The sequence below is a fragment of the Leifsonia sp. RAF41 genome (assembly GCF_052114085.1).
Taxonomy (GTDB): domain Bacteria; phylum Actinomycetota; class Actinomycetes; order Actinomycetales; family Microbacteriaceae; genus Leifsonia.
In genome coordinates this window covers 766,328-778,093 of record NZ_JBFREB010000001.1, presented here as the reverse complement: position 1 = coordinate 778,093, position 11,766 = coordinate 766,328, and the positions used below count along the sequence as shown (strand labels likewise).

Here is an 11,766-nt window from a genome sequence, read left to right as displayed (position 1 = left end):
CGTGCGCGCGCAGCCGCACTCGTACCGAACGACCGCAGTCACGGTCGCGCGCTACCGCAGCGGCTAGGGCGTCGCCGCGGCGGGCGGGTAGCGGCCGCGCTGCTACCAGCTGACGGGGAGGGCCTTGCCCTCCTCGTACCCCGCGGCCGACTGGATGCCGACCAGCGCGCGCTCGTGGAACTGCGCGAGCGACCGCGCGCCGGCATAGGTGAACGAGCTCCGGACACCGGTCGTGATCATGTCGAGCAGGTCCTCGACCGACGGCCGAAGCGGGTCGAGGAAGATCCGGGAGCTGGAGATGCCCTCGGCGAAGAGCTCCTTGCGGGCCAGTTCGTACGCGTCGAGCCGCTCGAAGCGTCCCTTGACCGCCTTCGTAGACGCCATGCCCCAGCTCTCCTTGTAGAGCGCGCCGCTCGCATCGCGATTCAGCGTGCCGGGGGCCTCGATCGTGCCCGCGAACCAGGAGCCGATCATGACGGATGCGCCGCCCGCGGCCAGCGCGAGAGCGACGTCGCGCGGGTACCGCACCCCGCCGTCGGCCCAGACGTGTGCGCCGAGTTCGCGCGCCGCGGCGCTGGTCTCGAGGACAGCCGAGAATTGCGGACGGCCGACGGCCGTCATCATGCGCGTCGTGCACATCGCACCGGGGCCGACGCCGACCTTGAGGATGTCGGCGCCCGCGTGCACCAGGTCGCGCACCGCCTGCTCCGTCACGACGTTGCCCGCGACGATCGGCAGACCGAGGTCGAGACCCTTCACGGTGCGGATGGCCCTCAGCATGCCGTCCTGGTCACCGTGCGCCGTATCGACGACGAGCACGTCGACGCCCGCGGCCGCCAGCGCCTTCGCCTTACCAGCGACGTCGCCATTGATGCCGATTGCGGCCGCGACCCGCAGGCGGCCGTTCGCGTCGAGGGCGGGCGTGTAGATGGTGGAGCGCAGCGCGCTCCGCTTGGAGAGCGTCCCGACGGCGCGCCCGTGGTCGAGCACCGGCGCGAACTCGAGGCCGGCCGCATCCATCACCTGGAAGGCCGCCTTGCCGTCGGAGACGTCCTCCACGTCGAGCGAGGTGAGGGCGCCGTGCAGGAGGTCCCCGATGCGGGCGTCGGGGAGGGCGGAGCCGAGCTTGATGGCGGCGAGGCAGCCCAGGTAGTCGCCGTTCGCGTCGCTCACCACGATGCCGTGGCCTTCGACCGCGGGAACGCGGCGGAGCACGTCGGCGACCGTCTCCTCCGGGCGGGCGTCGTAGGGCGTGTCGAGACCGACCGGCTGCGCCTTCACCCAGCGGATGGCGTCGTCGAGGTCCTGCAGGTGCATGTCCTGCGGGAGCACGCCGAGGCCTCCCCGGCGCGCGAGGGTCGCGGCGAGACGCTTTCCGGTCACCGAGTTCATGTTCGCTGACACGATCGGGATGGTCGCGCCGGTGCCGTCGTTCGGCGCCAGCGACACGTCGAGGCGGCTCGTGACGTTCGAGCGCGACGGCACGAGGAAGACGTCGGAGTAGGTGAGGTCGTGGCGGGGCGACGTTCCATAGAACTGCATGAGAATAACGGTATCCCGCTCGGCTGAGCGGCCGCACCCAGGCGCCGATGGGATTAGGCTTGATGCTCGGATGGAAGCGGGCGGTTCACAGCCGTTCGGTCATGAGAAATCAACGGAGAGAGTGGGCGATCGGCTGTGTCGAGCCAATTGACCGGAGTGGGAACCGACGACGGCTCCTCAGGAGAATTCGGGGCCAATGAGTGGCTCGTGGATGAACTGTACGAGCAGTTCGTCCAGGACAAGAACTCGGTCGACAAGTCGTGGTGGCCGATCCTCGAGCACTACCACCCGGCTGTGAAGGACGACTCGACCCCGTCGCCGGACGAGACGCCGGCTCCGACCCCCGCCGAGCCGAACGCGCCGAGCCCGTCGGAGCCCACCGTGCCCGCACCGGCCGAGCCGACGGCTCCCAGCCCGTCCGAGCCGTCGACGCCCGCCCCGCCCGCCGGCGGCGCACCGGCGCCGCACCCCAACGAGCCCAAGCCCGTCACCACGCCCATCCCGGTGATCGGCCAGCAGCCCGTCGCGCGCACCACGTCGGTCGCCCCGAAGCCCCAGCCGGTCCCGGCCGACGCCCCGGTGACGGCGCCCAACGCGACCCTCGAGGCGGCGGAGGAAGACAAGGTCACTCCGCTGCGCGGCATGTCGAAGACGTTGGCCACCAACATGGATGCGTCGCTCAGCGTCCCGACGGCGACCAGCGTCCGCACCATCCCGGCCAAGCTGATGATCGACAACCGCATCGTCATCAACAACCACCTGAAGCGTGCTCGCGGCGGCAAAGTGTCGTTCACGCACCTCATCGGCTGGGCGCTCATCCAGGCGCTCAAGGAGTTCCCGAGCCAGAACGTCTACTACGACGAGGTCGACGGCAAGCCGTCGGTCGTGGCTCCGGCTCACATCAACCTCGGCATCGCGATCGACCTCCCGAAGCCGGACGGCACCCGCGCGCTCCTGGTGCCGAGCATCAAGCGCGCGGACACCATGGGCTTCGGCGAGTACCTCGCCGCCTACGAAGAGCTGGTCAGCAAGGCGCGCAACAACAAGCTCGCAGCCGGCGACTTCGCCGGCACGACCCTCTCGCTCACCAATCCGGGAGGCATCGGCACGGTCCACTCCGTCCCGCGCCTGATGAAGGGCCAGGGCTGCATCATCGGCGCCGGTGCGCTCGAGTACCCGGCCGAGTTCCAGGGCTCCAGCGAGAAGACCCTCGCCGGCCTCGCCATCGGCAAGACGATCACCCTCACCAGCACGTACGACCACCGCGTCATCCAGGGCGCCGGCTCGGGCGAGTTCCTGAAGATCGTGCACGAGATGCTGATCGGCAAGCGCAACTTCTACCAAGACATCTTCGCCGAGCTGCGCATCCCGTACGTGCCGATCCACTGGAACCCGGACATCTCGGTCGACCTGGCCAGCGCCGTCGACAAGACCGCCCGCGTCCAGGAGCTCATCAACTCGTACCGGGTCCGCGGCCACCTCATGGCCGACATCGACCCGCTCGAGTACAAGCAGCGCACCCACCCCGACCTCGAGATCGAGAGCCACGGACTCACCTTCTGGGACCTCGACCGCGAATTCGTCACCGGCCAGTTCGGCGGCGACCGCCGCAAGATGAAGCTGCGCGACATCCTCGGTGTGCTTCGCGACTCCTACTGCCGCACGGTCGGCATCGAGTACATGCACATTCAGGACCCGGCCCAGCGGAAGTGGTTCCAGGACAAGCTGGAGCGCCCCTACGAGAAGCCGACCCACGACGAGCAGCTGCGCATCATGGGCAAGCTCAACGAGGCGGAGGCGTTCGAGACCTTCCTGCAGACCAAGTACGTCGGCCAGAAGCGGTTCAGCCTCGAAGGCGGCGAGTCGACCATCGCGCTGCTCGACTCCATCCTCCAGGGCGCAGCCGAAGCCGAGATGGACGAGGTCGCGATCGGCATGGCCCACCGCGGCCGCCTGAACGTGCTGACCAACATCGCCGGCAAGACCTACGGACAGATCTTCCGCGAGTTCGAGGGCACGCAAGACCCGCGGACCGTGCAGGGTTCCGGCGACGTGAAGTACCACCTCGGCACCGAGGGCACCTTCAAGGGCGCGGGCGGCGAAGAGATCCCCGTCTACCTCGCGGCCAACCCGTCGCACCTGGAGGCCGCCGACGGCGTGCTCGAGGGCATCGTCCGGGCCAAGCAGGACCGCCGCCCGGCCGGCACCTTCCTCACGCTGCCGATCCTCATCCACGGCGACGCGGCGATGGCGGGCCAGGGCATCGTGGTCGAGCAGATGCAGATGTCGCAGCTGCGGGCGTACCGCACCGGCGGCACCATCCACGTCAACATCAACAACCAGGTCGGCTTCACCACCTCGCCCAGCGAGGCGCGCAGCTCGATCTACTCGACTGATGTCGCCAAGACCATCCAGGCGCCGATCTTCCACGTGAACGGTGACGACCCCGAGGCCGTCGTCCGCGTGGCCGAGATCGCGTTCGCCTACCGCCAGGAGTTCAAGCGCGACGTCGTCATCGACCTCATCTGCTACCGCCGCCGCGGCCACAACGAGGGCGACGACCCGTCGATGACGCAGCCGCTGATGTACAGCCTGATCGAGGCCAAGCGCTCCGTGCGCCGCCTCTACACCGAGGCGCTCGTCGGCCGCGGCGACATCACCGAGGAGGAGTACGAGCAGGCGCACCGCGACTTCCAGGACCGCCTGGAGCGCGCGTTCATGGAGACGCACGCGGCGCAGACCAACTCGACGCCCGTCCTCACCCCGGGCGAAGCCGGCGACCTCGAGCAGCCGGTCCAGCAGGACGAGAACGACAACGTCGGAGAGCCGGACACGACCGCGGTGAGCGAGCAGGTCATCCACATGATCGGCGACGCGTTCAACAACCCGCCCGCCGGTTTCACGGTGCACCCGAAGCTGCAGCAGCTGCTCAACAAGCGCAGCGAGATGAGCCGCAACGGCGGCATCGACTGGGGCTTCGGCGAGCTGCTCGCCCTCGGCTCGCTCTTGGTGGAGGGCACCCCGGTGCGCCTTGCCGGCCAGGACGCCCGCCGTGGCACCTTCGTTCAGCGCCACGCCGTGCTGCACGACCGGGTCAACGGGCAGGAGTGGCTGCCGCTCGCGAACCTGAGCGACAACCAGGCCAAGTTCTGGATCTACGACTCCCTGCTCAGCGAGTACGCGGCGATGGGCTTCGAATACGGCTACTCGGTGGAGCGGGCGGATGCGCTCGTTCTGTGGGAGGCCCAGTTCGGCGACTTCGCCAACGGCGCGCAGATCATCATCGACGAGTTCATCTCCTCGGCCGAGCAGAAGTGGGGCCAGCGGTCGTCGCTGGTGCTGCTCCTCCCCCACGGTTACGAGGGTCAGGGACCGGACCACTCCAGCGCCCGCATCGAGCGCTACCTGCAGATGTGCGCCGAGAACAACATGACCGTCGCGCGTCCGTCGACCCCTGCGTCGTACTTCCATCTGCTCCGCCGTCAGGCTTACGCCCGTCCGCGCCGACCGCTCGTGGTCTTCACCCCGAAGGCGATGCTGCGCCTGCGCGGCGCGTCGAGCAACGTCGAGGACTTCACGCACGGCCGCTTCGAGCCGGTGATCGACGACGCGCGGATCAGCGACAAGGGCGCCGTCAAGCGTGTCCTGCTCCTGGCCGGCAAGCTCTACTACGACCTGCTCAACGAGCTGGAGAAGAACCCGAACCCGGAGATCGCCCTCGTGCGGGTGGAGCAGTTCTACCCGCTCCCGGCGCAGGAGCTGAAGGCCGCTGTCGACTCCTACCCGAACGCGGAACTCGTGTGGGTGCAGGACGAGCCGGAGAACCAGGGCGCCTGGCCGTACATGATCCTGGAGACCTCCAAGCTCGGGCCGCGCCCGCTCGGTGTCGTCTCGCGTCCGCCGTCGGCTTCGCCGGCGGCAGGCTCGGCCAAGCGTCACGCGCAGGAGCAGTCGATCCTCATCCAGCGCGCGCTGACCCTGTAGCAGTCACGTGTCAGGGGCGGCGACCCGGTGTCGCCGCCCCTGGTCACGCGTCGGCCGCGCAGCGGAACCCGATGTGCGTCGTCGCCGTGTCCTCCGCCTGTGGCGAGCGTGCGGCCGGACGGAAGCGCAGGCAGTACTCCGGCGAGCAGAGGTACGACCCGCCCTTGAGAACCCGGCGCGGGATGGCGGAGCCCGGCTCCGCACTCGCGGCACCGAGCAGGCTCGGGCGCGCGCCCGCGTCCACGGGGGTCTGCCCGGGGACGACGTGCCGGGGCGCGTAGTAGTCGCTGGTCCACTCCCAGACGTTGCCGATCAGGTCGTAGAGCCCGTAGCCGTTGGCGGGATACGATCCGACCGGTGCGACCGTCGCGCCGAACCGGCCGCGATTGTCGTACGGGAAGCGGCCCAGCCAGCTGTTGGCCCGCGCCTTACCGTCGGGATACGGTTCGTCGCCCCACGCGAAGCGGGCACCGTCGACGCCGCCGCGGGCCGCGAACTCGTACTCCGCCTCCGTCGGCAGCCGCAGACCCTTCCAGGCGGCGTAGGCGACGGCGTCCTCGTAGGCGATCTGCACGACCGGACGGTCCATCCGCCCGATGAGGTCGGTGTCCGGCCCCTCCGGATGACGCCAGTCGGCGCCGCTCACCCAGCGCCACCAGTTGCGCCAGTCGGCCAGGTCGACCGGGCCGGTGGTCCGAGCGAAGACCATTGCGCCCGGCTGCCGCTCGTCGTCGCTGAGCTCCGGGAAGAGCGCCGCGTCGAGCGGGCGCTCCGCGACGGTGACGTATCCGGTCGCCGCGACGAAGGCGTCGAACTTCGCGTTCGTCACCTCGTGCCGGGCGATCCGGAACGGTTCGACCCGGCGTTCGTGGACGGGCTGCTCCTCGGGGTAGAACTCCGCGGATCCCATGCGGAAGGTGCCGCCCGGGATCAGCACCATCTCGCTCATGGGTTCACGCTAACGGCCGGGCCGCGCCTGTGCGAGACCTCATTCCCGGGCGAGCATCGCCGCGGCCTGCCGCTCCAGGTCGAGGTAGGGCTCACCGCTCACGTCGACGACGACGCGGTGCAGCGTCCCTCCGGTGAACCGGAACGGCTGCTCTCCGCCGTAGTCCTGGGTGACGGGGTCGGCACTGTCATAACCGACGCAGAGGCCTTCGCCGGTGAGTGAGAAGTAGCCCGGCTGAGTGATGATCCGGCCTTCGCCGACCTTGCGATCGCCGTGATAGAGGCTCAGGATACCCGTGGCGATTCCCGGTTGCTCCTCGCCGTCCTTGTCGAACGATGCCGAGAGGATGAGGTTCTCCCCCACCGGCAGATCCTCCGTCCCGACTATCCGCTGCTCGCGGCTGCCGACGAAGTTGTAGACGTAGTGCAGCCGGTTGTCCTTGACGTACAGCGCGTGGCCTCCGAACCGTGCGCCGTGCGCGAACAGCACGCCCTGCGCCCCGGGCTGCGGCAGGTCGACCAGGGCACCGATCGAGTACGAGCGGTTGCGCACGTTTACGGCCTGCGCCTCGGTGACCTCGGCCCCGCCCGGACGGTAGATGTAGCGGTTCCGCGGAGCCGCCAGCTGTGGGCGCGGTGTATTGAGGATCTCGAGCGCCGACCGGTCGTCGAGCGGGAACGCCTGATTCGCGCCGGCCTCGTGGAACCACAGGTTGACCAGCTCCCGAAGGCGGTCCGGCTCCTCGGCGGCGAGATCGTGGAGCTCCGACCGGTCGACCTCGACGTGGTAGAGCTCCCAGGTGTCGTCGTTGAAGTGGCTCCAGCCGCTGAGCACCGGGTGGGTCGACACCGCCTTCCAGCCGTCGTGCCAGATCGAGCGCGATCCGAGCATCGCGAAGAACTGCGTCCTCCGCGCACCTGGTGCGTCCGCCGATTCGATGGCGGACCGCATGCTGACCCCGTCCAGGTGGGACTGGGTGTACCCGCCCAATTCGTCCGGAGGCTGCACTCCGAGGAGGTCCAGCACGGTGGGCGCGATGTCGACGGCGTGGTGGTACTGCTCGCGCAGCTCGCCGCCGTGCCCGAGCACGGACGGCCACGAGATGATGCACGGGTCGGCCGTACCGCCGTTGAAGTCGTAGCGCTTCCACATCTTGAACGGGGTGTTGAAGGCCATCGCCCAGCCCGTCGGATAGTGGTTGTACGTCTTCACGCTGCCGAGATCGTCCAGCATCGCCAGGTTCTCCTCCAGGCTGTCCGGGATGCCGTTGAAGAACTTGTTCTCGTTGACCGAGCCGTCCGGTCCGCCTTCGGCGCTCGCGCCGTTGTCCGAGACGACGACCACGAGCGTCCTGTCGAGTTCGCCGGTCTCCTCCAGGAAGTCGAGCAGTCGCCCGACGTGGTGATCCGTATGGGCGAGGAAGCCGGCGTAGACCTCGGCCATGCGCGCGAACAGACGCTTCTCCTCGTCGCTCAGCGAATCCCACGGCTTCGTGAAATCGACGGCGGGGAACGGTTTGCCCTCGGGGCCGGTGCGCGTCTCAGGGGTCCCCATCGGGTTCACCGGCGGAAGCTCGGTGTTCTCCGGCACGATTCCGAGCACCTTCTGACGGTCGAGCGTCTCCTCGCGGATCTTCTCGTAGCCCTGGTCGAACTTCCCGGCGAACTTCTCGATCCACTCCTTCGGCGCGTGGTGGGGGGCGTGACAGGCGCCAGGCGAGTAGTACAGGAAGAACGGCTTGTCGGGCGCCACGGTCTTCGCGTCGCCGATGAATTCGATGGCCTTGTCCGTGAGGTCGTCGGTGAGGTGGTACCCGTCTTCGGGGCTGGCGGGCTGGTCCACCGGATGGTTGTCGTAGACGAGTTCCGGATACCACTGGTTCGTCTCGGCCCCGAGGAAGCCGTAGAAGCGCTCGAAGCCGCGTCCGGTCGGCCAGTTCCGGCGGGTGGCGGCCAGGTTCATCTCGTCCGACGGGCACAGGTGCCACTTGCCGACGATGTAGGTGTTCCAGCCCTCCTCGTTGAGGATCTGCGACAGCATCCCGTTCTCCTGCGGGATGGTGCCGCTCGCGTTCGGGAAGCCGGTCGCCGCCTCGGTGATGCAGGCCATCGAGTTGCGCGTGTGGTTGCGTCCGGTGAGCAGCGCGGATCGCGTGGGAGAGCAGAGTGCCGTGGTGTGCCACTGCGTGAAGCGGACACCGGATGCGGCGATGCGGTCGATGTTCGGCGTCTCGATCGGCCCGCCGTAGCTGCTCATCGCCGAGAACCCGACATCGTCGAGCACGATGAGGACGACGTTGGGCGCCCCCTCGGGGGCCTTCGGCGCCTCGAACGGCGCCCAATCGGGGATGGAGTCCCTGATGTCGAGATCGATCCTGCCCTTGAACGGCACAGACATGACGGCTCCCCTCGGGTGGTGACCCTGTTTGCGCGCACCATAACCCGCGCGGCCCGCCGTCGGATAGACGTCACTCCACGAAGACGGTGTCCCAGTCGTCGCGCACGCTGACGACGGTGAACCCGTCGGCCGCGGCCGTCGCGAGCGCGCGCTCGGCCCCGGTGTCGTAGGCGGCGTCGCCCCGCTCCCCGTCGTCGTGATGCACGAGCACACTGAGCGAACGCGGATGCCGCTTCGGGTAGCGGAGCATCGGGATGTCGCCGTTGGAGTTTCCCGCCGCGAGGATAGGACGGCGCCCGGTCCGCATCCAGATCCGGATCGGCTTCTGCGGCCCGTCGTCGAAGAACTCCATGGTGTCGGCGTAGCGCACATCGTCCGTCGCCTCGTCGTACGACAGCCCGGCGGAGGAGCCGATGACGCGCTCGGGAGGAATCGCGTAGTACGCGGTGCTGATGGGACGCATGAAGTCCCGGTCGCCCCCGGAGACGATGTAACAGGAGAAGTCGTTGGCGGTGAGGAACGCCAGCAGCTCGGTCATCGGCCGGTAGACCGCGTTCGCATAGGGACGGTGCAGGGTGAGGTGCTCGGCTTCGCGGTAGAAGGCGTCGACAGAGGCGTGATAGTCCTCGACGCTCATCCCCTGGGTCGACCGGACGATCGCCGCGACGGCCACCTGGAGATCGGAGTCATCGCCGTTGTAGTGCTTGTCCAGGGCGCTCCCCAGCCAGGCGAGGTCGCCTTCCACCACGGCCTTGTACGGCTGCTGCGCGGCCAGGGACGGGTCCGCGGCCGCGGCTGCCGCCCAGCGCTGCACGATGTAGTGCAACTGGGTCGGCATCGGCTTCTCCGTCCAGAGGGTGCCGTCGTTGTCGAAGACGGCGATGCGCTCCTCCGCGGGGAGCGCATCCGCCCCCGTCGTCACATCTGCGACGAACGCCAGGATCGCGTCCCGCGTCGTACCGGCACGCCAGGAGGGGAGGTCGTTCATGGCGCCGACCCTACGGATGGCGGCACGTCACGGCAATACAGTCGTGGTGACCGCCGCGTCTGTCGCCGGGTGCCGCGGCGGCGTAGTTTGACGGTATGCCCGTCGTCACCAATCACCGCCTCGGAGAGCCCTGCTGGGTCGACTACGCCAGCACCGACGTCCCGCGCGCCCGCGATTTCTACGCGGGCCTGTTCGGCTGGACCGCCGATACGGCCGGCGAGGAGTACGGCGGCTACGTGACCTTCCGCCGCGACGGACGGGCGGTAGCGGGTCTGGGGGCGGTCTCGGGCGACGCGCAGGGCGACACCTGGCTCACCCACCTCCTGGTCGAGGATGCGGATGCGGCCGAGAAGGCATCCCTCGACGCCGGGGCTCAGGTGATCGCGCCCACGATGACGGTGGGCGACCAGGGCAGGCTCGCGGTGATCGCCGATCCCGGCGGTGCCGCGGTCGGACTCTGGGACCCGGAACAGCACCGCGGGTTCGAACTCGTCGCCGAGGTCGGCGCACCCGCCTGGCACGAGCTGTATGCCCGCAGCTATGCGGCACAGGTCGACTTCTACACCCGGGTGTTCGGCTGGAAGACCGAGGTCCTCGGCGACACGGCCGACTTCCGCTACGCCACGTTCGGGGACCCCGCCTCACCCAGCGGGGGCGTGTTCGACGCGAACGGGATGCTGCCCGAGGGCGTGCCGTCGCACTGGGTGATCTACTTCGGCGTCGCCGATGCGGCCGCCGCATCCCAGCGCGTCACCGAACTGGGCGGAAGCGTCATCCGCGATCCGTGGGACAGCGAGTTCGGCCGGTTCGCCCAGGTCACCGACCCGCTCGGCGGCCTCTTCTTCCTCCACGAGATCGGCTCCGGCAGCGCCGCTTAGCGCCGCTTGGCGCCGCGAGATGCGACTTGTGGTCGAAAAGATCGACGAATAGCGACCATTAGTCGCATCTCGTCGGGCGCGGTGCTTGGGGAGCGCGTCTCAGTGGGCGGTGGCCTGGAACGAGCGGATGCGCAGCAGCACCTCTGTGCGCAGCGTCTCGGGAGCGGTCTCCTTGCACGCACGCTGCACCACCTCGGTGAGCACCACGTTCAGGTGCGCCTCGTCGGAGCATCCGTCGCAGTGCGCCAGGTGCTCGCGCACGTCGGCAGCATCCTCGCTGCACAGCTCGTTGCGCAGATACTCCTCGAGTTCGGCTTTCGCCTTCTCACAGCCGCAGTCGGTCATTTCTTGCTCCTGGGGGTCTGCACGGCAGGGTCTCCCTGGACGGCGGAGAGACCGCGCTCGTGCGCGTAGTCGGTCAGAAGCTCCCGAAGCATGCGACGGCCGCGGTGAAGGCGGCTCATCACGGTACCGATCGGGGTCTTCATGATGTCGGCGATCTCCTGGTAGGAGAACCCCTCGACATCGGCGAGGTACACGGCCAGCCGGAAGTCTTCCGGGATGGCCTGCAGCGCGTCCTTGACGGCGCTGTCCGGCAGGTGATCGATCGCCTCGGCCTCGGCCGAGCGGCTGGAGGACGAGGACATGGATTCCGCGCCTCCGAGCTGCCAGTCCTCGAGCTCGTCGATCGTTCCCTGGTAGGGCTCGCGCTGCTTCTTGCGGTACGTGTTGATGAACGTGTTGGTGAGGATGCGGTACAGCCAGGCCTTCAGGTTGGTGCCCTGCTGGAACTGGTTGAACGCCGCGTAAGCCTTCACGAACGTCTCTTGTACGAGGTCTTGCGCGTCAGACGGGTTTCTGGTCATGCGCAGGGCAGCCGCGTACAACTGGTCCATGAAGGGCAGGGCCTGCTCCTCGAAGAGGTGGCCCGTTTCCTCGGTCTCGGTGCTCATCACCGGCCAGTCTAGTTGCGACACCTGCACCGTGCCCCGGCGGGATGCGTCGACGGCCTCATCGCGGGTGGCGAC

At 68.6% G+C, this 11,766-nt stretch carries 8 protein-coding genes; 2 read left to right on the top strand and 6 right to left on the bottom strand.

What is annotated here, in order from left to right:
- Window positions 1-102 precede the first annotated feature (102 nt).
- Window positions 103-1,542, bottom strand: coding sequence for a GuaB1 family IMP dehydrogenase-related protein (locus tag AB4Y74_RS03655; protein WP_441797757.1), 1,440 nt, complete (start codon window positions 1,540-1,542; stop codon window positions 103-105).
- Between the two features lie 135 nt (window positions 1,543-1,677).
- Between AB4Y74_RS03655 and AB4Y74_RS03650 the strand changes: the two genes are divergently transcribed.
- A complete protein-coding gene (locus AB4Y74_RS03650; RefSeq protein ID WP_441797756.1) occupies window positions 1,678-5,526 on the top strand; it encodes a multifunctional oxoglutarate decarboxylase/oxoglutarate dehydrogenase thiamine pyrophosphate-binding subunit/dihydrolipoyllysine-residue succinyltransferase subunit in 3,849 nt (1,282 codons plus the stop codon).
- A gap of 43 nt (window positions 5,527-5,569) precedes the next feature.
- Here the strand turns inward: AB4Y74_RS03650 and AB4Y74_RS03645 are convergent, their stop codons facing one another.
- From AB4Y74_RS03645 to AB4Y74_RS03635, 3 genes are all read right to left on the bottom strand, one after another.
- Window positions 5,570-6,475: a formylglycine-generating enzyme family protein gene (locus AB4Y74_RS03645; protein WP_441797755.1), complete on the bottom strand. Its 906-nt coding sequence runs from the start codon at window positions 6,473-6,475 to the stop codon at window positions 5,570-5,572.
- 39 nt (window positions 6,476-6,514) lie between these two features.
- Complete coding sequence (locus AB4Y74_RS03640; RefSeq protein ID WP_441797754.1) at window positions 6,515-8,872, bottom strand: arylsulfatase; 2,358 nt, start codon at window positions 8,870-8,872, stop codon at window positions 6,515-6,517.
- Window positions 8,873-8,942: 70 nt separating this feature from the next.
- Window positions 8,943-9,860 carry an HAD family hydrolase gene (locus tag AB4Y74_RS03635; protein ID WP_441797753.1) on the bottom strand — a complete coding sequence of 306 codons (918 nt, stop codon included), beginning with the start codon at window positions 9,858-9,860 and terminating at the stop codon, window positions 8,943-8,945.
- A gap of 95 nt (window positions 9,861-9,955) precedes the next feature.
- On the opposite strand from AB4Y74_RS03635, the gene AB4Y74_RS03630 reads away from it, so the two are divergent.
- A complete protein-coding gene (locus AB4Y74_RS03630) occupies window positions 9,956-10,738 on the top strand; it encodes a VOC family protein (protein WP_441797752.1) in 783 nt (260 codons plus the stop codon).
- A 99-nt stretch (window positions 10,739-10,837) separates the two neighbouring features.
- Here the strand turns inward: AB4Y74_RS03630 and AB4Y74_RS03625 are convergent, their stop codons facing one another.
- On the bottom strand, window positions 10,838-11,083 hold the full coding sequence (locus AB4Y74_RS03625) for a zf-HC2 domain-containing protein (protein ID WP_441797751.1): 246 nt from the start codon (window positions 11,081-11,083) through the stop codon (window positions 10,838-10,840).
- A complete protein-coding gene (locus tag AB4Y74_RS03620; RefSeq protein WP_441800386.1) occupies window positions 11,080-11,691 on the bottom strand; it encodes a sigma-70 family RNA polymerase sigma factor in 612 nt (203 codons plus the stop codon). Before AB4Y74_RS03620 ends, AB4Y74_RS03625 begins: the two co-directional genes overlap by 4 nt.
- Between the last annotated feature and the right edge of the window lie 75 nt (window positions 11,692-11,766).